This is a genomic window from Pseudomonadota bacterium, assembly GCA_023229365.1.
In the GTDB taxonomy this organism is placed as follows: domain Bacteria; phylum Myxococcota_A; class Polyangia; order JAAYKL01; family JAAYKL01; genus JALNZK01.
The window spans coordinates 17,751-40,580 of sequence record JALNZK010000005.1 but is presented as its reverse complement, the minus strand read 5'-3'; the positions used below and the strand labels follow the sequence as shown (position 1 = coordinate 40,580).

Below are 22,830 nucleotides of genomic sequence, written 5' to 3'. Positions count from 1 at the left end.
CTAGTCCTCGAGCCGGATGACCGTGGATTCGTCGCGGCGGCGCAGGCCGTGTATCTTGATCTTCTTGTGCAGGTTCGTGCGCTCGATGCCGAGGATCTGGGCGGCCCGCGAGATGTTCCAGTCGCTCTCCTCGAGCGTCTCGAGCACGAACTGGCGCTCCGCCGCCTCGCGGAAGTCGCGCAACGACGGGCGCAACCCCTCGATCTTGAGCACGGCGGGCGTGGGTCTCGTGCCGGCGATCGCCTCCGGCAGGTCCGCGACGGTGATCGCCTCGCCGCTCATGATGACGAGCCGCTCCGCGACGTTCTTCAGCTCGCGCACGTTGCCGGGCCACGGATAGCCCGCGAGCCTGCGGACCACCTCGGCGTCGAGCCGCTTGTCCTTGTAGCCGTTCTCCTTGCAGAACCGCCGGATGAACGCGTCGAGCAGGAGCGGGACGTCCGTGAGGCGCTCGCGCAGCGCGGGCGCCCGGAGCGGCACGACGTTGAGCCGGAAGAAGAGATCGTCGCGGAACGCGCCGGACGCGACGGCCCTCTCGAGATCGCGGTTCGTCGCCGCGAGCACGCGGACGTCGACGGTGATCGGCCGCTGGCCGCCGACGCGCGTCAGCTCCCCGGACTGGAGCACGCGGAGCACCTTCGCCTGGGCCGACAGGCTCATGTCGCCGATCTCGTCGAGGAACAGCGTGCCGCCGTCGGCGAGCTCGAACTGGCCCGCCTTGCGGCCGTGCGCCCCGGTGAACGCGCCCTTCTCGTAGCCGAACAGCTCGCTCTCGATGAGCTCGGCGGGAATCGCCGCGCAGTTCACCTTGATGAACGTCGTAGTCGCGCGCGGCGACATCTGGTGCAGGGCGCGGGCGATCAGCTCCTTGCCCGTGCCCGACTCGCCGGTGATCAGCACGCGGCTCTTGGTCGGAGCGACCTTGCGGATCTGCGCGAGCAGCTCCTGCATCACGGTCGACTCGCCGATCATCTCATGGCGCTCGCCCACCGCGGCGCGCAGCTCCTCGACCTCGCGAACGAGCCGCCGCTGCTTGAGGCAGTTCGCCACGCGGATGAGGATCCCGTCGCGATCGAGCGGCTTCTCGAAGAAGTCGGTGGCCCCGATCTTCACGGCGTCGACGGCCTCGGCGAGCGACGCGTGTCCGGAGATCATGATGACGGGGATCTCGTGGTACGCACCCTTGGACTCGCGGATCTTGCGCAGCGCGTCCACGCCGCTCATGCCCGGCAGCTTGATGTCCAGGATGACGAGATCCGCGGCCTCGGCCTCGAGGAACGCGATCCCCTCCTCGGCCGTGCCGAACGACTGGACCTCGTAGCCCTCGCCCTCGAGCACGAGCCCGAGCGTGCGCCGGATGTTCTTTTCGTCGTCGACGATGAGAATTGTCGGCGGGAGCATGCCGATCCCTCCTCCTAGGCGCCCGCCTCGACGAACGCCGCCGGGTGATCGCCGTCGATGAACGCAGCGTGCAGTGCGCGGACCGCGCCGTCGAGCCGGCCGCTCTCCGTGATGAACGAGATGCGGAAGCCCGACGTCGAGAGCGCGAGGATCGGCGCGCCGATCTCGCCCAGGATCCGCGCGGCGCGGCTCACGTTCGACGCGTTCGGGTTGATCCCCACGCCGATGAGCGACACGGCGCCGAGCTCCTCCTCGACCTCCAGCTTGCCGCCGCCCGCGGCGAGCAGCGCGGCCCTGGTCCTGCCCCAGTCCGGCAGCGTCGCGGTCGAGACGACGAACGAGCCGCGGGCCCAGGTCGGGTGGCCCGCCGGGCACTGCAGCCTGAGCTCCTTGATAGGCGTGTACGCGCTCTCGGTCGCGGCGAGGATGTCGAGGAAGCACTCGGTCGCCGCCTCGGCGATGAAGGACACGAGCGCGACGCCCCGCTCGGAGACGACAGCGCGAACGCCGTGGTGCTCGCCCGGCGCGAACCTCCGCACGACCGTCTCCCGTCCCGGCGCGAACGCGGACCGGGCGTAGATCGCGATCCCGGCGCGCTTGGCGAACTCGATCGCGGTCTCCTGGAGCACCTTCGCCCCGGCGACCGCCATCTCCTGCATCTCCTCGTAGGACAGCTCCGGCAGGTGCCGGGCGCCCGCGACGTCGTTCGGATCCGCGGAGTACACGCCGTCGACGTCCGAGTAGATCTCGCACCGCACGGCGCCGAGCGCCGCGGCCATGGCGACCGCCGTCGTGTCCGAGCCGCCGCGGCCGAGCGTCGTGATCTCGCGCTTGTAGCTCACGCCCTGAAACCCCGCGACGATGACGATGCGGCCGCGGGCCAGCTCGTCCTCGACGCGGACCGGCCGCACCTCGATGATGCGGGCGTCCGAGTGCCGGTCGTTCGTGAGGATGCCGCACTGCGAGCCGGTGAGCGAGATCGCCTCGTGCCCGAGCTCCTGGATCGCGATCGAGAGGAGCGACGCGGTGATCCGTTCGCCGGCGGTCAGGAGCATGTCGAGCTCGCGCCGCGGCGGGTTCTCCGCCACTTCCTTGGCGAGGGCGAGCAGCTGGTTCGTCGTCTTGCCCATGGCGGAAACGACGACGACGACATCGTTCCCCTCCGCGCGGCAGGCGCAGGCCTTCCGCGCCACCTTGCGCAGCTTCTCGACGTCGGCCACCGAGCTGCCGCCGTACTTCTGGACGATCACGGCCATGTCGCCGCGACCCTAGCACAGGGCGCGACAAAAGTCGCCGTGCGCGCCGGGCCGGTACGCGGTATCATGTGGCCCTGACACGCGAAAAGGAGACCGCCATGAACATCGAGAAGGTCACCGTCATCTTGCTGTCCGCCGCCCTCGCTGCCCTGGTCCAGGCCTGCGGCGACTCACCGCCGAACTCGTTCGACGGCGGGACCGACACCGACACCGACGCGGACTCGGATTCGGACACCGATTCCGACGTGGATTCGGACACCGACTCCGATTCGGATACGGATGTGGATAGCGACACCGACACCGATGTCGACACCGACACCGATGTCGACACCGATACCGACGCCGATACCGACACCGATTCCGATTCCGATACCGACACGTGCACGCACGACGAGTGCGAGCTCGGCGAGGCGCTCGTCAGCGGCTGCAACGAGTGCGTCACGTCGGTCTGCGCCGCGGACGAGTACTGCTGTAGCGGGGCGTGGGACTACTGGTGCCTCGCGGCGGTGAACGACGAGTGCGGCACGAACTGCGCGCCGGGCCTCCCCGAGTGCAACGTCACGTACACGGACGACATCGGCGACTACCTCGACTGCGGGGGCACGACGACGACCTGCACGATCGCTCACAACGCGTACCAGAACACGTGCACCGAGATCTGCCAGGACGCCGGCGGCGAGTGCTATCTGGCCTACAACAACGAGGGCTATGCGCTGACGTGCGACATCGCCTGGGACGAGCAGATCAGCTGCGACCTGGACAACTACACGTCGGCGATCTGCATCTGCTCGCGCGGCTGCGGCGCGGGCCCCCTGTGCACGACCGGCACCTGCACCGACGGCGAGTGCATCTGATCGAGGTGAACCCTACCTCTTCGCCCGGGCCTCCACCGCGGCGTCCAGGATCTCTTGCGGGAACCCGCCCGGGTAGGCCTGCGCGCCGATGAAGAACGTCGGCGTGCCCGACACGTGTCGCCGCTTGGCATCGGCGACGTCGGCGGCGATCCTGCGGCGCGGCGCCTCGGAGTCGAGGCACTCCCGGAACCTCGAGCGGTCGAGCCCGATCCCCACGGCGAGACGGTCGAGCTCGACGTCGGCCGCGCGCACCTGGTCCTGCACCGAGAAGAGCGCATCGTTCATCGCCCAGAACTCGCCCTGCTCGCCGGCACACTCGGCCGCGCGAGCGAACTCGCACGCCCGCCTGTGGAACGGCTTGGCCAGCGCCGGGTTGCACGCCTGGTCGAGCGGCTGGTGGCGGTGCACGAGCTGGACCGCGTCCGGGTACCGCGCGGCCATCTGGCGGGCGTTCCTGTGCGCGCGGCGGCAGTGCGGGCACTCGTAGTCGCTGAACTCGGTCACGATGACGGTCGGCTTCTCGGTGCCGATCCAGTGGTGGCCCTCCGCGTCGACGCCGGTCGGCAGCGCCGGCAGATCGCTCCAGCCGAGGTGGACCCAGTACGGCGGCACGAGCAGCTCGGCCACGGCGACGCCGGCGCCGAAGATCGCGACGAGGGCGAGCGCCTGGGCGGGGCGGCGGAGCGCAGCCGCGAGATCCGCGGCGACGAGCGCGACCGGCGAGCGTCCGCTCTTCACCGCGAGAGCGGTCGCCACCGCGAACAGCGCGGAGTTCACGCCGTACAGCGTCATGCAGAAGATGCACATCGAGTCGATCCGGAAGAACGAGAGATACGCGAGGATCGCCGACCCCGCGAGCGCAGCAGCCGCCAGGCAGAAGAGCGCACCCCGCGGCCAGGCCGGGTGGAGGCGCGATCTCGTCGCGAGGCCGAGGATCGCGAGCGCCGCGGCGAGCGCGTAGCAGAAGAGCCCCCAGACGGAAATCGGGAGGCCCAGGAACACCGAGTACGTCGACTCGGCCACGGTCTCGCAATTCACGGTCTCGCTCACGGCGCAGACCGAGTGGTACGCCGGATCGGTGTGCGTGTAGTAGTGGATCTGCGTCAGGTGCGCGGCGACTCCTGTCCCGATCACCGCGAGCACGAGCATCGCGACGAGGAGGGGCTTTCCGCGCGGCGCCGTCGCGCCGCCGCCTTCGGCGGGGTTCGTGGTCATGACGTGTCCCAAATCGCGCCAAATCCATAGTAGATGGCGTACACTCTGTAAACATCGTTTCGTTTGGGGTATTCCCGTGCGACGAGACGGAGGGACGGCGCGGTGACGACGCACGAAGAAGAGCACCCGGTCGTAACGGGGATCCCGAGGATCGGCCACGCCTTCCGCGACCCGCACCTGGTCGAGGAGGCGCTGACGCACCGGTCGTACCAGAACGAGCACCCGGAGGCGGCGTCGCACAACGAGCGGCTCGAGTTCCTCGGCGACGCGGTGCTCGGGATGATCGTGGCCGACGCGCTCATGCGGCTCGCGCCGGGCGCGTCCGAGGGCCAGCTCACGCGGTGGCGGGCCGCGCTCGTCAACGAGGCGACGCTCGCGGGCGTCGCCCGAGAGCTCGGCCTCGGGGAGGCGCTCCGGCTCGGCCGGGGCGAGGAAAAGAACAACGGCCGCGAGAAACCGTCTATCCTCGCGGACGCGGTCGAGGCGATGGTCGGCGCGGTGTACCTCGACGGCGGGCTCGGCGCGGCGCAGGAAGCGGTGCGCGGCCTGCTCGGCGAGGCGCTCGAGGACGCGGCGAGCGGCGCGGTGGGGCCGGACGTGAAGACCGTGCTGCAGGAGCGGCTGCAGGCGGGCGGCGGCGGGACCCCGTCGTACCACGTGGTCGCCACGAGCGGCCCGGAGCACGAGAAGGAGTTCGAGGTGGAGATCCTGCTCGACGACGCGGTGGTCGCGCGCGGCCGGGGGCGCAGCAAGAAGGAGGCCGAGAAGGACGCGGCGCGCAACGCCCTGCGCGAAGCGGCGGCCGAGGGAGGCGAGCGATGACGCGGCATGCGGTTGCGGCGGTGCTGGCGCTGGCGATCACGGGCGCCTGGGTCGCCGGTGCGCGGGCGGAGACGAAGCGTGAGTATGAGGCGCGGTTCGTCGCGATGATGGAGATCGCCGAGCGGATCGACGACCTCGCGCGCAAGCACCTCGGGGATCGGGCGCTGATCAGGTACGCCCACACCATGGCGGCGGCGAACGCGGCCGAGGCCGAGCAGATGACCCCCTCGAAGGAGTACGCGACGCTCCACCCGCACTTCCTGCTCGTGCTCGAGAACATCGAGCGCTCCCTGTTCTACGCCGCCGAGGGCAAGATGGAGCGGTACCGGCACTTCCAGAAGCTCGTGCGCAAGGAGCTGCAGCTGCTCGAGGAGCTCGCGGATCGCGCGGGGCTCGACCTCTACCGCCTCGGGCGCGGCTGCTGAGCAGCGGTCCCGCATGCACTCCGGCTTCGACATCGCGCTTTTCGGCCTGGACTTGAGGCTCCCGGCCTACACGACCATGCTCGTCGCCGGCTTCGTCATCGTCATCTTCCTCGCGCGGCGGTGGGCCGTGCGCAACGGGCTCGACGGCGGCAAGATGGTCGACTTCGGCATCCTGATGTTCCTTTGGGGGATCGTCGGCTCGCGCCTGCTCCACATCTTCGCGGACGGCCACTTCTGGGACTACGTCAACGTCTGCCTCGATCCGTCGAAGGTCGACTGGCACGTGGACGAGCGGGAGTGCACCGCGGTCCTGCGCGGCGCGTGGGACGCGGCCGAGGGCGTGTGCCACCCCGTTCAGAGCAACTGCCTCGCGGCGCTCGACGTCACCGCCGGCGGCTTCGCGTACTACGGCGGCTTCATCGCCGCGGCGCTCTTCTCGATCTGGTTCATCCGGCGCCACCGCTGGCCGGCCGGAAAGATCTGCGACATGGCGGGGTTCACGATCTCGCTCGGCCTCGTGTGGGGCCGCATGGGGTGCTTCCTCGCGTCGTGCTGCTTCGGCGCGCGCTCGGAGCTGCCCTTCGCGGTGCGCTTCCCGCCCGGCTCCGCGGCGTCGCGGGCGCAGTGGCAGGAGGGGCTGCTCGACACCTACCGCGTCGAGTCGCTCGCCGTGCACCCGACCCAGCTCTACGAGGCGCTCTCGGCGCTCGCCATCGCCGCGTTCGTCTACTTCGTGGTCCACCCCCGCAAGCGGTTCGACGGGCAGGTGTTCGTCGTCGCGATGTCGCTCTACGCGATCGCGCGGTTCGCGGTGGAGTTCATCCGCCGCGACGAGCGGGGCGGGCTGCTCGGGCTGTCGACGAGCCAGCTCGTGGCGCTCGGCATGCTCGCGCTGTGCGCCTGGTTCTGGATCCACTTCAAGCGCGCGGCGTCCCGCGCGGCGTGACGCTCAGTCCGGCTGGCCTATCGGGCGGAGCAGGACGTCGTGCACCGCGACGTGCGGCGGCGTCCTGAGGATGTAGAGCACCGCCTCAGCGACGTCGTCCGCGTCGAGCTGCCTGTACGCGGGCCTCGCGTCCGCGGCCGCCTGCTTCGATCGCAGCATCCGCGCCACGAACTCCGTCTCCGTGTCGCCCGGGCTGACCGACGCGACGCGGATCGGCAGGTCGAGCGCGCGCAGCTCCTGCCGGAGCCCCTCGGTGAGAGCGCGCACCGCGTGCTTCGTAGCGGCGTACATCCCCGCGCCGGCCTGCACGCGCTGGGCGGAGAGCGACGAGACGTGGACGATCTGGCCCGCGACCTTCCGCTCGCGCATGTCGCGGACCGCCTCGCGCGTCACGACGGCGAGCGCGAGCACGTTCACCTCGAGCATCTCGCGGAAGTGCTCCGTCGATCCGCTCACGAGCGGCGCCTTGTGGCCGAGGCCGGCCGCGTTGACGAGCACGTCGACCCCGCCGAGCTCGCGCTTGATGGCCGAGAACGCGAACTGGATCTGCGACTCGTCGCGCAGATCCACCGCGAGCGCCAACGCCGAGCCGCCGCGCGCCTCGACCTCGTGCTCCATCTCGACGAGCGCGTCCAGGCGCCGCGCCACCATCGCGAGCTTCATCCCCTCCTTGGCGAGCGCGAACGAGACGGCCCGGCCGATCCCGGACGACGCGCCGGTGACGACCGCGACCTTGTCCTTGAGGGGGTTCGGCGCCGACATGGCCCCAGTGTATCCGTTACGCGTAAAAAAGGAATTCGCGTCGTTCGTCCGCGAAGCGCCGCTCGCCCGCCTCCCACGTGGCGGCGAGCTCGCGGGTCGACAGGCCCGCCTCCACGCCCAGCCGAATCTCTTCGCCCCCGGCGAGCAGGTCGATCGCCGGCACGTCCGCGACGAACTCGTACGCCTCGCGCCGCCACGCGAAGGCGTCGCCGGCGACGGCCTTCAGCGCCACGAGCAGCGCGACGCCGGTCCTGTACGGGAGGAACGCGCGCCGGTCGGTGACGTGGATCTGCACGCCGCCGCACGAGCGCCCCGCGTGCTTGTGGAACGTGGGTCGGAACGAGGTCGGCCGGAAGCGCACGCCGGGGAGCCGCTCCGCCTCGAGGCGCCGGGCGAGATCCTCGGGCGCGATCCCCGGCGCGCCGACGAGCTCGAACGGGCGCGTCGTGCCCCGGCCCTCCGAGGCCCACGTCGCCTCGAGCAGGCAGGCACCGGGGTAGACGAGCGCCGTGTCCGGGGTCGGCATGTTCGGCGACGGCATCACCCACGGCGCGCCCGTGTCCTCGAGCCACATCCCGCGCCGCCAGCCCGCCATCTCGACCACCGTGAGCGCATCCGACGTCCCCTCCGCGCGCGACGCGAACCGCGCGATCTCGCCGATCGTCATGCCGTGGCGGTTCGGGATCGGCGCGAGGCCGACGAAGGAGAGGAACCCGTCGCGCTGAGGCGCCCCCTCGATCGCCTCGCCGCCGAGCGGGTTCGGGCGATCGAGCACGACGGCGTCGATCCCGGCGCGGTGGCAGGCGCGCACGCAGAGCACCGCGGTCCAGGCGAACGTGTAGTAGCGGGCGCCGACGTCGGCGAGATCGATCAGGAGCGCGTCGAGCCGAGCGAGCCTGTCGGGCGCGGGCGAAAGCGTCGCCTCGGTCGCGCCGTAGAGGCTCGTGAGCGGCAGCCCCTTCGGCCCGCGGCTCTCGCCGCCCACGGGGACCATGTCCTGCGCCTCGCCGGCGAAGCCGTGCTCCGGTCCGAAGAGCGCGCGGACGTCCGCCCCGGCCGCCGCGAGCAGCTCGAGGGTGTGCTCGAGCCGCCCGTCCACGCTCGCGGGGTGCGCGACCAGCCCGAGGCGACGCCCGGCGATCCAGGATTTCTTCTGGGAAAGAAGCGTTTCGATACCGAGAGTTACGCGCGACATCGGGTGCCCGACCTTTTTTTCTGTGATTGTCGTAAAACCGACAATGAGTTTAAACTAAAATGTCGAAGTGAGCGAAATCCAGCACGGCTGCACACTCTCGATCAAAGGTGCGCGGCGCGTCGCGGTTCGCGCGGAAACGGCGCTCGGGTCCAAGGGAGGTCACAGAATGGCAAAAACATTGACGGTCATGAGCTTGTTGCTTTGCGTCGTGGCGCTCGCGCCCGCCTGCAGCGACGACGGCGGCGGCGGCGGAACCCTGGACGGGGACTCGGACACCGACTCCGACACCGATTCCGACACCGACTCCGATTCGGACACCGACTCGGATACCGATTCCGATTCGGACTCGGACACCGACGGCGACTCCGACGGCGACACCGACGAGTGCGCCGAGCTCCCGTGGGAGGTCGAGTACAACCCTATCAACATGCTCATCCTGCTCGACAGGTCGCACTCGATGTTCTCGTCGGAGATCGGCGACGCGACCTACGCCGAGGTCACGGCGCTCGCGCTGCGCGACATCGTCGAGACCGAGACCGAAACCGGGCTCATCAACTTCGGCCTCGCGGTGTTCCCGTCGATGTCGTGCCCGGCCGGCGGCGGCGTGGGGCACGAGAACGAGTGCGTCCCGGCCAACGACGAGGAGTCGACGCCTTCCTTCGACGCGCCGATCGTCCCGGTCGGCCCGGACAACTACGACTCGATCGACGCGGCGCTCAGCGCGGTGGGCCAGTGCGGCGGCACGCCGGCGTGCAAGTCGCTCGAGTGGGCGCTCGAGTACTACACCGACGGCTTCCCGGCGGAGCTCGACGACCAGCCGAAGTTCGTGCTGCTCGCGACCGACGGCGCGCCGAACTGCAACCCCGACGGCGACATCGGCTCGTGCGATTCGTCCGACATCGGCGGCGAGGTCTACTTCCCCGAGCAGTGCCTGGACGACGTGTGCGCGTACAACGCCGCGCTCCACCTCGCGGCGGAGGGCATCAAGACGTTCGTCATCGGCGTCGGCACGGGCGTGGCGGAGTTCGAGGACGTCATGCAGGGGATCGCCTACTACGCGAGCGGGGGCCTCGAGGCCCCCATCGACATCCCGGCGACGCCGGAGCTCTGGTACCCGGCCACGGACTCGACGTCGCTGACGACCGCCCTCGAGGAGATCACCGGCGAGGCGATCGCGTGTACGTTCACGGTCACCTGGGAAGACATCCCCGAGAGCTCGCCCGAGCCGCCGTACACGCCCGTGGCCAAGGCGTGCGACAAGGTGACCGTGAAGGGCATCCCGGTCGAGGTGGGCGACGACGTGCAGCTCATGTACGCCCCGGACTGCACGGGCGAGGTCCCGGTGACCGGCCCGTTCGGCTGGCGCTGGCTGGGGATCGACGCGGAGCTCGAGGATCTCGACGAATACACCCTCGAACAGTGCACCGAGATCGAGCTGTGCCCCGAGGCGTGCGCCATGCTGAAGGATCTGAACTGGTCCACGGTGAGCGCGTCGTTCGGCTGCAACCCGCCCCCGATCGACTGATCGAACCCCTGAACCCCGTCACTCCGTAGCGCGCGCCGCGAGCAGCAGGTACGTCCGCGCCGCCTCGACGCGCGTCGCCGGATCGCCGCTCGAGAGCGCCGACGCGGCCGCGCCGAGATCCCCGGCCTCCGGCGGCCGCGCCGCGATCGCGAGCGCCCGGAGGGCGTCGATCCGGATCCGCGGATCCCCCTGGACGATCGCGCCGCGCAGGAGCGGCAGCGGCGTCCCCGCGAGCGGCGACGCGAGCCGCGCGGCGAGCCCGCTGTACAGGGGATCGGCGACCCGCGGTGTCGCCTCGAGGCGCGCGAGCGCGGCCGCGTCGCCGTCTATCGCAGTGACGAGCGCGGCGCGAAGCCCCGCCGCGGCGAACCGGGGATCCCGCCCCGGTCCGCGCTCCGCCCACCGCTCCCGCCGCGCCTCGACGAACGCGACCGCGAGCGCGAGCGGCCCGTCGTCGTACGGGAGCGCGGCGCGGGTGTAGAGCTCGACGCGCGCCTCGGGCGGCGGCGGATCCCGATCCGCCGGCACCCCCTCGGGCAGGCCGAGCGCCCCCGCGAGCGGCGGAGGGGGCGTGAGCCCGAGCCGAACGAACGCGGCCGCCGCGAGCGCCGCGACCGCGGGATCCGCGTCCTTCCCGCCGCGGAACGCCGGCGGCGCGCCGAGATCGCCCCTCGCGAGCCAGCGCCAGCAGAGCGCCGCGACGAGATCGTCCTCGCTGCCCGCGCCGCGCCGGATCGCGGCCGCGACCGCGTCGGGGTCGTGCTTGACGCCGAGCCGGAGCGCGTATGCCGCCGCGAGGGAGGACGGATCGCCGCCGCCCGAGATCGCGTCGTGGAGCGCCGCGAGCGCCGCGGCCGCGTCGCGGGCCACGAGCACCTCCACCGCTCCCCCGGCCGCGCCGTTCGACGCCTCCGCGGGCGCCGTCTGCGCGATCACGACGGGCGCGGGCGCCCGGTCGCCGCAGCCCGCGGGTTGGAGCGTGAGAGCGACGAGCGCGCACAGCCGCCGCACGGCTCACTCCAGGAACGGCGCGCGGAACGCGCCGACGGCCTCGAGCCCCCGGAAGAGGGTGATCGCGACCGCGTTGGCGAGGTTCAAGGAGCGCACCGACCCCCGGCGCATCGGGATGCCGTACTGCCGCTCCGCGTACCTTTCGAGCAGGTCGTCGGGCAGGCCGACGCTCTCCCGGCCGAACACGAGCACCGCGCCCGGCGCGTACGGTGCCTCCAGGTAGCTCCGCGTCGCGGAGGTGGCGAAGAGGAGCGGCGCCGGCCCGCCGAGCGCGGCGAGACACGCGTCGAAGTCGACGTGCTCGACGACGCGGACGAGGTGCCAGTAGTCGAGCCCCGCGCGGCGCACGGCCTTCTCGTCGGTGTCGAAGCCGAGCTCGCCGACCAGGTGCAGCACGGCTCCGGTCGCGGCGCACATCCGCGCGATGTTGCCCGTGTTCTGCGGGATCTCGGGGTTCACGAGCACGACGTGGAACGGATCGCCCGGGGGGTCGAAGCGGATCTTCACGGCGCCACCGAGACGGGCGCCGAGCGCGCGAGCGGCACGAACGCGCCGTTGCGCCCGAGGAACCCGACCGCCGCGACGTGGACCGCCGGCCGCGGCAGCCCGCCGAGATCGACGCGCCCGGCCTTGTGCTCGATCTCGAAGTCGACGAGCGCCCTGCGCACGCCGCGCGGACCCACGGTCGCCGTGAACAGGCGGATCACCGCGTGCCCGGAGTAGCGCACGCGGCGCTTGGCGATCGCGAGCCCCGCGTCCCCGAGCTCCCAGGTCACGCGCAGCGTCCCCGCCACGGGGGCGAGCACCACGAGATCCGAGCCCGTCTCCGGGATCCGCACCTGCGCCGCCTCGCCCCGCGCCAGCTTCTCCGCGAGCCTCCCCCGGAGGAGCGCCACGCGGGGATCCTCCCCGCGGCCGCGCCCGAGCCGCTCGATCACCTCCGCGGCCTCGCGCACGAGCCCCTGCCCGAGCAGGATCTCGGCCATCGCCGCGGTGTCGAACGGCGCCCGCGCGTCGAGCAGGTCAGCCACGGTCGGCCTCCAAGATGGAACGGATCCGCGAGACGTCGATCGTCATCTGCGCGCGCAGGGCGTCCACGTCGTCGAACCGCATGTCGCCGCGCACCCGATCCACGAACGCGATCGTGATCCGGTCCCCGTAGAGATCGCCGTCGAAGTCGAGGAGGTGCGCCTCGAGCGAGAGCCCGTGCCCCAGCGTGGGGCGATCGCCGAGGTACACCGCCGCCGGCCGGACCGCCCCGCGCACCGTGCAGCGGGCGGCGTAGATCCCGGACCGCGGCAAGAGCACGCGGACGCCGCCCACGTTCGCCGTCGGGAAGCCGAGCCCCTCCCCCTCGCCGCGCCCGTGCACGACGTCGCCCTCCACCGCGTAGGGCCGCCCGAGGAGCCGGCGCGCCGAAGCGACCTCTCCCGCGAGCAGCGCCGCGCGGATTCGCGTCGAGGAGACGCCCTCTCCCCCGTCGGTCACGAGCGGCGCCGCGATCACCTCGAACCCGAGCCTCGCGCCCGCCGCCCGCAGCGACGCGAAGTCGCCGCCGCGCCCGGCGCCGAACCGGAACCCCGCGCCGATCACGACGCACACCGCGCCGAGCGCCCCCACCAGCACCTCGGCCGTGAAGGCGTCCGGGGAGAGCGCCGCGAACTCCGCGTCGAACCTCTGGAAGAGGGCGAGATCGACGCCGCACGCGGCGAGCAGCGCGGTCTTCTGCTCGGGATCCGCGAGCCGCATGCGCGGCTTCGCCCTGCCGAACAGCTCGGCCGGGTGCGGCTCGAAGGTGAGCACCGCGAGCTCGACGCCCCTCCTCTCGGCCTCCGCCCGCGCCGCGGCGAGCACCGCGCGGTGGCCGACGTGGACGCCGTCGAAGTTGCCGATCGACACGACGCGCTTCGCGGCGCCGAGACCGGCGAGATCGAGGTAGTGTCGGGCGAGCCGCATCGGCCCACCATACGGTCCGACCCCGGCGCGGTCAACGCCGCCGTGGCCGCGTGGCCCGGGCGGATCCGCGACGATCGCCTTGCGGAGCGGGCCCGCGACCCGTATCCTCGAAGCGAGCGTGCAGGCGATGACGGAACACGAAGACTACTCCGGTCGGGTGCTCGACGGCAGGTATCGGGTGGACCGGCTGCTCGGGCGCGGCGGCATGGGCGCGGTGTACGAGGGTCGCCACGCGATCGTCGGCAAGCGCGTCGCGATCAAGATGCTGCACGCCGAGTTCGCCGCCAACGAGGAGGTGCTGAAGCGCTTCTATCGCGAGGCGCAGGCCGCGGCGGCGATCGGGCACAAGAACATCATCGACATCATGGACGTCGGCGTGACGCCGGCGAACGAGCCGTACATCGTCATGGAGTACCTCGAGGGCGAGGACCTCGAAGGCATGCTCGCGCGCACCGGCCCCTTGAGCCTCGCGGCCGCGTGCGGCATCCTGGAGCCCGCGCTCAACGCCCTCTTCGCGGCGCACGGGAAGGGGATCGTCCACCGGGATCTGAAGCCGGCGAACATCTTCCTGTGCCGCGATCCGGGAGGCCTGCCGACGGTCAAGCTGATCGACTTCGGCATCTCGAAGTTCTCCGGCACGACCGGGAGCACCAAGCTCACCCAGACCGGGTCGCTCCTCGGCACGCCGGCGTACATGTCGCCCGAGCAGGCGCGCGGCGATCAGGCCGTGGATCACCGCACCGACATCTACTCGATGGGCGTGATCCTGTACCAGATGCTGACCGGCGCGCTCCCCTTCACGGGCGACAACTACAACACGCTGCTCATCCACGTGCTCACGGAGGCACCGAGGCCGCTGCGCGAGCTGAACCCGGAGATCCCGGCCGACGCCGAGGCGCTCGTGCTCAAGGAGCTCGAGAAGGACCCGGCCGCGCGGAGCCAGACCGCGATCGAGATGCTCGAGGCGTTCAAGGGGCTGGCGGCGTACCGGGAGCGCGAGAGCGGGATGTCGGTGCTCGGCACGCAGCTGCACGGCGGCGTGGCGAGCGGTGATCTCGGAGGCGCGGTCGGCGGCGGGGGCGGTTCGTCCGCGTCCCGCGTGCTGTCGCAGATGGCCAAGGCGACACCCGGCGCCTGGTCCGGGACCGCGGCGAAGAAGGGGCCCCGCCCGGCCCTTGTCGGCACGCTCGTCGCGGCGGCGCTCCTCGTCGTGGCCGCCGTGGCGTTCTTCCTCCTCAAAGGGACCGACGCGCCGGTCGTGCCGGTCGCCCTCCCCGCGGCTCCCGTCGGGGCGCCCGCAGAGGCTCCCGCCGCGCCGCCCCCGGCCGAGCCCGCCCTGTCGCGGGTCGTCAGCATCCACGTCGTCGGCGCGCCCGAGGGCGCCGAGATCCTGTTCGACGGCGCCGCGGTCCCGATGAACCCCTTCTCCGTGGAGCCGAAGGCCGCGCTCGTGAAGCTCGAGGTCCGGGCGCCGGGGTACGCGGCGTTCGCCACGATGATCGCGCCGTCCGAGGATCGCGAGGTCGCCGTCTCGCTCCAGCCCGAGGAGAAGCCCGGCTCCAAGAAGGGCTCCAAGGGATCCCACGCGAAGAAGGCGGAGGCCGCTCCCGCCCCCGCGACCGCGGCGGCGCCCGCGCCCAAGGACGCGGCCGGCGCGACGCTCAAGGAAGGCAAGCGCGGCACCAAGTTCGGCGACTCGTTCGAGTGACGGGGCGGGGCTCGCGGGTAGCCTCCGCGGCGCTCAGCGGTACGCGTCCCACAGCTCCTCGGCGAGGGCGCTCTGGTAGTAGCCGTCGTCCACGTTCGTGCCGTGCAGGTGCGGGAAGCGGCCCGTGCCGTCGCTCTCGTCCGTGTCGAGGATGCAGCCGCCCTCCCCGTCCGGGCCCCAGAGCACGCCGTACTCCGCCTCCCAGCTCGCGGACGCGTCGCAGAACGCCTCCTCGCCGGTGCAGACGAGCGGCTCCGTGGCGGTGGTGCACGCGGCGCCCGGGTTGTCGCCGCCCGCGCAAACGCCCCGCGGCGGCGCGCACGGATCCGGCTGCGACCACGCTCCCGCGGCGACCCACCTGTCGACGTACCCGAAGAACGGGTCGAAGCTCCACATCGCCTCGATCTCGGGCATGAGGATCGCGGCCGTCGCATTCGCCTTGTAAGGCATCGTCGTGCAGCAGAACTGGTAGCCCCACCCCGGGCGGTGGCCGCCGTCGATCATGCGGTACGGGTCCGAGAGGGTGCGCGAGCCGGTGTCGAACACGAGGTTCTGCCAGTACATCTCCTCGCTGTAGTCGCCCTGGCCCCACAGCACGCCGCCCGCGGCGTCCGAGTCGTACATCCCGCCGTTCTCGCCGAACGCCTCCGGGCCCGCGCCGGACACGGCGTCCCGGATCGCCGCGTCGTCGAGGAGCGCGGCCGCGAACGCGACGGGCAGCTTGCGCCCCTCTCCGTGGCCGCCGTTCGCGGGCCACGTCTGCCCGCCCTCGAGCATGTGGAAGAGGTCGATGCCGAGCTGCACGTACGCGACGAGCAGCTCGGTCTTGTCCGCGGGCGGATCGTCGAGCATGAGGCGGAGCGCGCCCTCCGCGTTCTCGATCGAGACGCTCGAGCCGTACTCGGCCATGTTCTCGGTCGGGTGCAGGAACGCGCCGGTCCACCCCTGCTTGTGCTCGAGGTGCACGCGCGCGAACCGGGCGAGGACGTCCGCCAGCGCCGGCGCGCTCGGCGTGGGCGCGTACGCGGGCAAGATCTCCCGGCGCAGATCGTTCGTCGAGTAGAGCGGCTTGCCCGCGCCGAAGTACGGCGGCCGGAACACCGTCGCCCCGAGATCCGGTGGCGCCTCGGCGAGCACCGTGAGCACGGCCGCGGTCCGCAGGCACGGGCGGCACGCCGCGTCGTCGAGCGGCTCGAGGGAGATCGCCTTGACGAGCGACTCGCCGGGCTGCGCCTCGTACGGCAGCGCGGGCACGCGGGCCGCGTCGAAGTCCGCGACGCGCGCGTCGAACCCCTGGGCGACGATGTCCGCGGGGTTCACCTCGAGCCCGTGGTGCGCGCCGTCGAACGCGGGCGTCACGGATTCGACGGTCAGCGGGCCGATGACCCAGTAGTCGCCGTTCGCGAACTGCCCGTACGGGACCGGGTCATCGAACGTCCATGTGATCCCCCACTGCTCGATGGTGTCGGTCGTCGGGAGATCGCTCCCCGCGCCGCCTTCGCCGGAACAGCCGCACGCGAGGAGCAGCGCTGCGAACACTAGAGAAACGCGATCCCGCGATCCGCAAAAGTTGTTCTCGTCGCCGTTGTTCATTCGGTTCCCCCGAGCAATAGGCCGTTTCCAGGAAGGTATCTTTCGCGGGGAGCTCGCGCAAGGCGGCGGGCGCTTCCGTCCCTTGGGTCGCTTGTGTCGCTTCTCTTTGTTGCGCCGCTGCAAGGGACCAAAGGGACCCAAGGGACGGAAGGGACTCAAGGGAGGCGCCTGTTGGAATTCTTCTTTTCGAAAATCATGATGTCCGGTTTCTCGTAAACTATCTGGTATTCGCTCTCTTCGGACAAGAGATAGGCCATCGCCTTCTGGTGCGACTCGGACTTGTCCATTTTCCGCTCGACGAACTCCCTGTCCGCCAGCGCGGTTCCCTCCTTTTTCCAGATGAATCTCCCGGGAATGTCTTTGTTGTACACAATAACGTCGGGCTTGATTCTCTCGATCATTTTCAAGTCCACGACATAGGAAACGATTCCACGCCGAAAGCGATCCTTCGGGACGTAGCTGTAGAAGCCGGCCAAGATCTTCGTGTTCGGGTCGTAGTGATCTTCCATCCATCGACCGGCATCGATGTACTGGCTGTGCTGCTTCCCATCGACTTCATCACCCAGCTGTCTGAGAGCCTTCCCGTAGATTGGAACGCAGACCACAAGCACGAGAACCGAGAGGGCCGCACCGACGAACCGCCCCCCCCCCCCGTAATTCATCAATAATTTCGATGTTCCCCAGGCGCTGACCACCACGATCGCCGGCCAAACGTGAAAAAGGAATCGAGGTGCCCGCATGTTCACCGAGAAGAACAGATAAGCGATCGCGGCGACGCAATAGATCAGCAGAACGAAAACGAATCCCTGCCCTCGATCCATTTTGGATTCGACACGCGCGACGTCATCCCTCGCTCGCCGGTAAGCCGCGCGCGACAAAACGAACACGGTGGCGAACGATCCGAGCGCCAGAAGCAGAATGGCCCAAATGGAGGACTCGCCGACCAGCACCCCGAGCCAGAGAAGCCCGTCCGTCGACGACGACGCGTTGTGTCCCCTCGAAATATGGCCTTTCTCGTAGAGCAGATCTTTGATGAGCTCGCTGCGGTTCTCTACGACATGAGGGTTCGCCAACAGCCAAGCCGCGACGAAGACGGCGCAGATCAGGAGGATCGAAAACAGAATCCTCCCGACCACCTTCGACTTCCCTCTCTCGGCCGAAGCGTCCAGCGATCTCAACACGACGACACCCAACGGGACGAGGAGGGCGAAAATCCCCGAGTACTTGGTGCCGAACGCCAAGCCGAGAAACAGCGAGGAGACGACGATGGAGCGCCAGTAACCCCGGATCCTCACCAAAGAGTAGACCGACAGCAAGATGAACAGCGTCTGCAACACGTCCGGGTGGATGTGCCAGCCCCAATGAACGAAGTCGTTGAAAATGAGGAAAAGGAAGGAGAACGCAAAGGCGACGTGCTTCCTCATCCCCAGCTCCTTCACGGTGAGGAACAGGATGACACCGCACATGGCGAAAGCCGCGATTGAGATCAGCCGAAGGCAGATCGCGACCGAGGGAACGCTGATGCCCGCGAGCCCAAGCGAAGACGTGAGCTTGAGCGCCAGGAAACCGAGGCTGTTGTAAACGTATCCGTAGTTGTAGAACCCGCGAGGGTCCAGATCGCCTTCGTGTAGATTCTTCATAAGGCGGGAAACGGCCACGGTTTCGTCGTCGCTGAACACCCTCATGACGTCGAGGCTGTCGACGGAGAACGAGCTCGCGTAGGCCATTTCGCCGACGAGAAGGACGACGAGGGCCAAGACGATGACGCACACGGCGATCTCGACCGCGGCGATCACGCGGTTCGAAGCCGAACCCCCGAGCACGATCACTCCTTCACCACCAGCTCGAACCCGTCGAGCTGGGCGCCGGCCTCCCGCTCCGCCGCGGCGAGCTGCGCCGCGACGTCGCCGCCGGTCTCGGGGAGCACGAGCGGGTAGATCGACGCGGTGCCGGGGTAGCCGAGCGCGACCTCGCGCCCGTCCGGGCTCAACGCCACGTCCGCCACCGCGCTCCCCGGATCGATCCGCAGCAGCGGGTTCCCGGTCTCGACGTCCCACAGGAACGCGTAGCCGTCGTCGCCGGCCGTGATCGCGCGCCGCCCGTCGGGGGGCACGAAGATGACCCGGTTGACCCACTGCTTGTGGCCCACGAGGCGCCGCAGCGGGCGCCACGTCGCGGTGTCCCACACGATGCCGGTCCGGTCCTTGCTCGTGCTGATCAAGAGGCGGCCGTCCGGTGAGAACGCCACGTCCGAGACCCAGTCCGTGTGCCCGTCGAGCACGCGCGCGAGCTTGCGCGCCGCCACGTCGAACAGCCGCACCTTGCGGTCGAAGCTCGTCGTGGCGAGCCATCTGCCGTCCGGCGAGAACGCGGTGCCGTAGGCGAACCCCCCGTGGTCGTCGAGCAGCGCGATCATCCCGCCGGTCCGGGCGTCCCACAGCCGCGCCCGCCTGTCGTGGGACACGCTCGCGAGGATCGCGCCGTCCGGCGAGAAGACGACCTGCACGACCGGTCCCGTGTGCCCGGCGAGGACGTGCCGCAGCTCCCCGGTCGCCGCGTCCCAGATGCGCGCCGTCATGTCGTAGCCGCACGTCGCGACGAGCGCGCTGTCCGGCGAGAACGCGGCGCCGGTCACGCCGTCCGTGTGCCCCTCGAGGACGCGCTGCTCGGAGCCGGTCCTCGCGTCCCACAGGCGCACGGTGCGGTCCCAGCCGCCGGTGGCGATGCGGCGGCCGTCCGGCGACCACGCCATCGCGTACACGCCGTCCGGGTGCTGGAGGCGCACGATCCCGTCGCTCGCGTTGGCCCCCCACACCTGGACCGTGCCGTCCTGCGACGCGGAGATCAGGCGCTTCCCGTCCCGCGTGAACCCCACCATGTAGATCGCGTCCTTGTGGCCCTCGACCGACATGAGCAGCGAGCCGCTCTCGACGTCCCACAGCCGCAGGCTGCGGTCGAACCCGCCGCTCAGGAGCAGCCGGCCGTCGTGGGAGAAGGCGACCGCGATCACGCCGTCCCGCCCGGCCTCCATGGCCGAGATCGGCGCGCCGGTGGCGGCGTCCCACAGGCGCGTGGCGCCGTCGTACGATCCGGTGGCGATCTTCTTTCCGTCGGGCGAGAACGCCACCGCGTAGACGCTGTCGCCCGGCACCGGGAGCGTCACGCGCGCCTCTCCCGTGGCCAGATCGACGACCTTGACGGTCTTGTCCCAGCTGCCCGTCGCGACGAGCCGCCCGTCCGGCGAGAAGGAGATGCCGCGCACCTCGTCCGTGTGCGCGGGCATCGCGATCCCGGCCGCGCCGGTCGCGGCGTCCCACAGCCGCACCGCGCCCGAGTCGTGGCCCGAGACGATCCGGCCGCCGTCCGGAGAGTACGCGAGCGCGGTGATGATGCCGCCGCCCGCGGGGATCTCGGCCGCCGCGCGCCCGGTGGCCGCGTCCCGGATCAGGATCGCCTCCGCCGCGCCGCCCACGGCGATCCGCGCGCCGTCCGGAGAGTACGCGACGGCGTTGGCGCGCTGGGGCAGGACGTGCTCCTGGAAGATCACCTCGCCGCCGGCCACCTTCCAGACCGTGAGCCAGCCGTCCTGATCGCACGCGGCCACGCGGCCGCCGTCCGGCGAGAGCGCGGCGCCGAGCACCGCCCCGGGCGCGCGCAGCGTGCGCTCGAGCTCCTGGATGTGCCGGTACGAGGTGCGGTGGATCGCGGAGAGCGCCTCCATCCGCGGCCGATCCGCGGCCGGATCGCCGCCGCCGAACTCCGGGTCGGCGCTCGCGCTCCCGGGGTGGATCGGGTTGTGCAGCAACGCGGCCAGGGCGTGGACCCTGGCGGCGAGGAACTGCTGCTCGCCGACGAGGCGCTGCGCCTGCTGGACGTGTGCCCGCGCGAGGTTGTACTCCGAGGCCAGGTGCGCCTCCCGCTCGCGATCACGGGACGCCGCCTCGCCCCGCCAGGCGAAGGCGACCACCACGAGCGCGGCGACGATCACCGCGAGGATCGCGACCGCCGCCACGAGCGCCGGCTTGTTGCGCGCCGCGAACCGCTTGAGCAGCTCCCACGACGTGTACGAGTGCGCCCGGACGCGGCCGCCGGTCATGAACGCCGTGACGTCCTCCGCCATCTCCCGCGCCGAGCCGTAGCGCAAGGCCTTGTCGCGCTGCAGGCACTTCTGCGCGATCCCGACGAGCTCGGGCGGCGCGGTCGGGCACAGCTCGCGCACCGGCCGCACCGTGTCCGCGAGCACCTTGGCCACCACCGCCATCACGTTGGCGCCGTCGAACGGCGGCTTCCCGGTCAGGATCTCGTACAAGACCGCGCCGAGGCCCCAGACGTCCGAGCGCTCGTCCATCTCCTCGACCGCACCCCGCGCCTGCTCCGGGCTCATGTACCAGGGCGTCCCGAGCGCCGAGCCGTCGATCGTCGCGTCGCACGACCCGGAGGTGGTCCGCGCCGGTTCGGGCCGCCGGTCGTCGACGGGCGGCCTGAGCTCCGTGTTGCGGACGTCGTCCACGCCGCGGGCCTTGGCGAGCCCCCAGTCGAGCACGACGGTCTCGCCGAACTCGCCGACCATGATGTTGCCCGGCTTGAGATCGCGGTGGATGATCCCGTGCTCGTGGGCGAACGCCATCGCGTTGCACACGTCCCAGAACGGTCCGAGCAGCTTCTGGCGATCCGCGAGCGTCTCGCAGCGCTCGAGCTTCTGGGCGAGCGTCTCGCCGTGCACGAGCCGCATCGTGTAGTAGTAGCGGCCGTCCGCGCGCTGGCCTATCTCGTGCACCGGGCAGATGTTCGGGTGCTCGAGGCGGGCGGTGATGCGCGCCTCGCGCAGGAAGCGGCGGGCGAACACCGCGGCCGCGGTCTGGCCGACGTCGTCCGCGTGCCACTCCGGCAGGAGCTCCTTCCACGCCACGTCGCGCCCCACGTGGGCGTCGAAGGCGAGCATCACCCGCGCCTGCCCGCCGCGCGCGTGCTCGCCCTTGATCAGGTACCGGCCGGGGATCTCGGCGCTCACCTCCTCGTCCGGGGCGCCCGGCACGCCCGCCGCCACGCTGGCCGAGATCGTCGGCGCGTTCGTGTCCGGCGCGATGGAGATCGTCGGCGCGTCGCCCGGCGCGTAGGAGACGGTCGGCGCGGTCGCGATCTCGGCGCGGTCGCGCGCGGGCCTGTCGCTCTCGTCCGTCACGTTCCTCCTCTGCGAGCGGCTGCTTCGAGCCACGGTAGCGTCTGCGGGAAAAACGCGCAATCGGGAGCCGCGGCGGGATCCTGTGGATGCTGTTCTGAGGAAACGGACTCGGGCTCTACTTCAGGTTCTCGCTCAGCCGGACGTGCTCGTTCGCGCGGACGAACACCTCGATCTTGCGGCGCACGCCCAGGTCGCGGTTCTCCATGAGCACGCCGTGGCTCCCGGTCGCGACGCGGAAGTCCGCGATCGGCGTGTTCCCGATCGCCTTGCCGTCCACGTACACCGCGGTCCACGGGTTGGTCTGCACCGACAGGTAGCCGTACCCCTTCGCGTCCGGAGGATCGAGCGCGTACGGCGGCAGCGGATCGTCGAACACGGGCGGCTTCAGCCCGCTGCCGTCGCGCGCGAGCACGACGTCGAGCTGCACCTCGCCGCCCCCCGCGGGAGGCACGACGAGGCGGCGGTGCGTCGAGTAGCCGGCCAAGCTCAGCGTCACCTCGGTCGCACCGATCACCGGGAGGTCGACCGCGAGCGGCGTGACCCCGGCGCGGCGCACGGTCGGGCTTCCGGGATCGCGGAGCGCGACGGCCGCCCCGGACGGCGACGACGTGATCCGCACGGTGAACGCCGCGGTCGACGGCGGCAGATCGAGCGGCGGCAGCGGCCGGTCGTCCACGACGCGCGCGTCGTCCGCGATGAGCTCCACGACCTGCTCGCGCCGCTCGGCCGAGCCCAGCGTGACGAACATCTCGATCGGCGTGAACCCGTCGCGGCTCACCTCGAGTCGGTACCGCCCGGGCGCCTTGAACCGGATCTCGTGCGGCGTCCCGCCCGGGTGCACGTACCCGTCGACGACGACCGTCGCGTCCGGCGGCGCGGTCTTGAGGACGAGCGTCGGCGCCCCGTCTCGACATCCGAACGACACGAGGGCCAGCGACGCGAGGGCCAACCCGATGGCGCGCGCAGTTTTCATGGGAGC

General features: G+C 71.0%; 19 protein-coding genes. 6 read left to right on the top strand and 13 right to left on the bottom strand.

From position 1 onward, the window contains the following. The gene (locus M0R80_05135; protein MCK9459004.1) at positions 1-1,401 is read right to left on the bottom strand and encodes a sigma-54 dependent transcriptional regulator; all 1,401 of its coding nucleotides are present in this window, start codon (positions 1,399-1,401) and stop codon (positions 1-3) included. 14 nt (positions 1,402-1,415) lie between these two features. After that, positions 1,416-2,657, bottom strand: coding sequence for an aspartate kinase (locus tag M0R80_05130; GenBank protein MCK9459003.1), 1,242 nt, complete (start codon positions 2,655-2,657; stop codon positions 1,416-1,418). Between the two features lie 98 nt (positions 2,658-2,755). On the opposite strand from M0R80_05130, the gene M0R80_05125 reads away from it, so the two are divergent. Beyond that, complete coding sequence (locus tag M0R80_05125) at positions 2,756-3,511, top strand: hypothetical protein (GenBank protein MCK9459002.1); 756 nt, start codon at positions 2,756-2,758, stop codon at positions 3,509-3,511. A gap of 12 nt (positions 3,512-3,523) precedes the next feature. On the opposite strand, the gene M0R80_05120 is transcribed toward M0R80_05125, so the two are convergent. After that, positions 3,524-4,726: a thioredoxin domain-containing protein gene (locus M0R80_05120; GenBank protein ID MCK9459001.1), complete on the bottom strand. Its 1,203-nt coding sequence runs from the start codon at positions 4,724-4,726 to the stop codon at positions 3,524-3,526. A gap of 102 nt (positions 4,727-4,828) precedes the next feature. Here M0R80_05120 and rnc point away from each other — a divergent pair, with 102 nt between their 5' ends. From rnc to M0R80_05105, 3 genes are read left to right on the top strand one after another with little or no spacing between them, the layout of a single operon-like run. Continuing rightward, on the top strand, positions 4,829-5,548 hold the full coding sequence (rnc, locus tag M0R80_05115) for a ribonuclease III (GenBank protein ID MCK9459000.1): 720 nt from the start codon (positions 4,829-4,831) through the stop codon (positions 5,546-5,548). After that, positions 5,545-5,973, top strand: coding sequence for a hypothetical protein (locus M0R80_05110; GenBank protein ID MCK9458999.1), 429 nt, complete (start codon positions 5,545-5,547; stop codon positions 5,971-5,973). Before rnc ends, M0R80_05110 begins: the two co-directional genes overlap by 4 nt. A gap of 13 nt (positions 5,974-5,986) precedes the next feature. Next, positions 5,987-6,919: a prolipoprotein diacylglyceryl transferase gene (locus M0R80_05105; protein ID MCK9458998.1), complete on the top strand. Its 933-nt coding sequence runs from the start codon at positions 5,987-5,989 to the stop codon at positions 6,917-6,919. 3 nt (positions 6,920-6,922) lie between these two features. On the opposite strand, the gene M0R80_05100 is transcribed toward M0R80_05105, so the two are convergent. Both M0R80_05100 and M0R80_05095 read right to left on the bottom strand, forming a co-directional pair. Continuing rightward, complete coding sequence (locus tag M0R80_05100) at positions 6,923-7,681, bottom strand: SDR family NAD(P)-dependent oxidoreductase (protein ID MCK9458997.1); 759 nt, start codon at positions 7,679-7,681, stop codon at positions 6,923-6,925. Positions 7,682-7,697: 16 nt separating this feature from the next. After that, entirely contained in the window at positions 7,698-8,876 is a 1,179-nt protein-coding gene (locus M0R80_05095; protein ID MCK9458996.1) for a DUF1343 domain-containing protein, read from the bottom strand. A 166-nt stretch (positions 8,877-9,042) separates the two neighbouring features. On the opposite strand from M0R80_05095, the gene M0R80_05090 reads away from it, so the two are divergent. After that, a complete protein-coding gene (locus M0R80_05090) occupies positions 9,043-10,401 on the top strand; it encodes a hypothetical protein (GenBank protein ID MCK9458995.1) in 1,359 nt (452 codons plus the stop codon). An 18-nt stretch (positions 10,402-10,419) separates the two neighbouring features. Here the strand turns inward: M0R80_05090 and M0R80_05085 are convergent, their stop codons facing one another. The 4 genes from M0R80_05085 to M0R80_05070 are packed head-to-tail and all read right to left on the bottom strand — an operon-like array spanning position 10,420 to position 13,368. Further along, positions 10,420-11,412 (bottom strand): hypothetical protein, encoded by a 993-nt coding sequence (locus tag M0R80_05085; protein ID MCK9458994.1) that lies wholly within the window; start codon positions 11,410-11,412, stop codon positions 10,420-10,422. 3 nt (positions 11,413-11,415) lie between these two features. Next, positions 11,416-11,919, bottom strand: coding sequence for a tRNA (cytidine(34)-2'-O)-methyltransferase (locus tag M0R80_05080; GenBank protein MCK9458993.1), 504 nt, complete (start codon positions 11,917-11,919; stop codon positions 11,416-11,418). Beyond that, positions 11,916-12,443: a hypothetical protein gene (locus tag M0R80_05075; protein ID MCK9458992.1), complete on the bottom strand. Its 528-nt coding sequence runs from the start codon at positions 12,441-12,443 to the stop codon at positions 11,916-11,918. Before M0R80_05075 ends, M0R80_05080 begins: the two co-directional genes overlap by 4 nt. Then, entirely contained in the window at positions 12,436-13,368 is a 933-nt protein-coding gene (locus M0R80_05070) for a bifunctional riboflavin kinase/FAD synthetase (protein MCK9458991.1), read from the bottom strand. The genes M0R80_05075 and M0R80_05070 overlap by 8 nt, the downstream gene beginning before the upstream one ends. Before the next feature lie 127 nt (positions 13,369-13,495). Here M0R80_05070 and M0R80_05065 point away from each other — a divergent pair, with 127 nt between their 5' ends. Next, on the top strand, positions 13,496-15,076 hold the full coding sequence (locus tag M0R80_05065) for a serine/threonine protein kinase (protein MCK9458990.1): 1,581 nt from the start codon (positions 13,496-13,498) through the stop codon (positions 15,074-15,076). Between the two features lie 33 nt (positions 15,077-15,109). On the opposite strand, the gene M0R80_05060 is transcribed toward M0R80_05065, so the two are convergent. The 4 genes from M0R80_05060 to M0R80_05045 form a co-directional block, all read right to left on the bottom strand. After that, positions 15,110-16,669, bottom strand: coding sequence for a hypothetical protein (locus tag M0R80_05060; protein ID MCK9458989.1), 1,560 nt, complete (start codon positions 16,667-16,669; stop codon positions 15,110-15,112). A 155-nt stretch (positions 16,670-16,824) separates the two neighbouring features. Beyond that, positions 16,825-18,498, bottom strand: a complete 1,674-nt coding sequence (locus M0R80_05055; protein MCK9458988.1) for a phospholipid carrier-dependent glycosyltransferase — start codon at positions 18,496-18,498, stop codon at positions 16,825-16,827. Then, positions 18,495-21,851: a serine/threonine protein kinase gene (locus M0R80_05050; GenBank protein MCK9458987.1), complete on the bottom strand. Its 3,357-nt coding sequence runs from the start codon at positions 21,849-21,851 to the stop codon at positions 18,495-18,497. Before M0R80_05050 ends, M0R80_05055 begins: the two co-directional genes overlap by 4 nt. 115 nt (positions 21,852-21,966) lie before the next feature. After that, positions 21,967-22,824, bottom strand: coding sequence for a PEGA domain-containing protein (locus M0R80_05045; GenBank protein ID MCK9458986.1), 858 nt, complete (start codon positions 22,822-22,824; stop codon positions 21,967-21,969). Positions 22,825-22,830: the final 6 nt, after the last annotated feature.

Bases quoted from the DNA above. Each gene is read 5' to 3' on its own strand.
- M0R80_05135 (MCK9459004.1), bottom strand. From the start codon at position 1,401: ATGCTCCCGCCGACAATTCTCATCGTCGACGACGAAAAGAACATCCGG.
- M0R80_05130 (MCK9459003.1), bottom strand. From the start codon at position 2,657: ATGGCCGTGATCGTCCAGAAGTACGGCGGCAGCTCGGTGGCCGACGTC.
- M0R80_05125 (MCK9459002.1), top strand. From the start codon at position 2,756: ATGAACATCGAGAAGGTCACCGTCATCTTGCTGTCCGCCGCCCTCGCT.
- M0R80_05120 (MCK9459001.1), bottom strand. From the start codon at position 4,726: ATGACCACGAACCCCGCCGAAGGCGGCGGCGCGACGGCGCCGCGCGGA.
- M0R80_05110 (MCK9458999.1), top strand. From the start codon at position 5,545: ATGACGCGGCATGCGGTTGCGGCGGTGCTGGCGCTGGCGATCACGGGC.
- M0R80_05105 (MCK9458998.1), top strand. From the start codon at position 5,987: ATGCACTCCGGCTTCGACATCGCGCTTTTCGGCCTGGACTTGAGGCTC.
- M0R80_05100 (MCK9458997.1), bottom strand. From the start codon at position 7,681: ATGTCGGCGCCGAACCCCCTCAAGGACAAGGTCGCGGTCGTCACCGGC.
- M0R80_05095 (MCK9458996.1), bottom strand. From the start codon at position 8,876: ATGTCGCGCGTAACTCTCGGTATCGAAACGCTTCTTTCCCAGAAGAAA.
- M0R80_05090 (MCK9458995.1), top strand. From the start codon at position 9,043: ATGGCAAAAACATTGACGGTCATGAGCTTGTTGCTTTGCGTCGTGGCG.
- M0R80_05070 (MCK9458991.1), bottom strand. From the start codon at position 13,368: ATGCGGCTCGCCCGACACTACCTCGATCTCGCCGGTCTCGGCGCCGCG.
- M0R80_05065 (MCK9458990.1), top strand. From the start codon at position 13,496: ATGACGGAACACGAAGACTACTCCGGTCGGGTGCTCGACGGCAGGTAT.
- M0R80_05060 (MCK9458989.1), bottom strand. From the start codon at position 16,669: ATGAACAACGGCGACGAGAACAACTTTTGCGGATCGCGGGATCGCGTT.
- M0R80_05045 (MCK9458986.1), bottom strand. From the start codon at position 22,824: ATGAAAACTGCGCGCGCCATCGGGTTGGCCCTCGCGTCGCTGGCCCTC.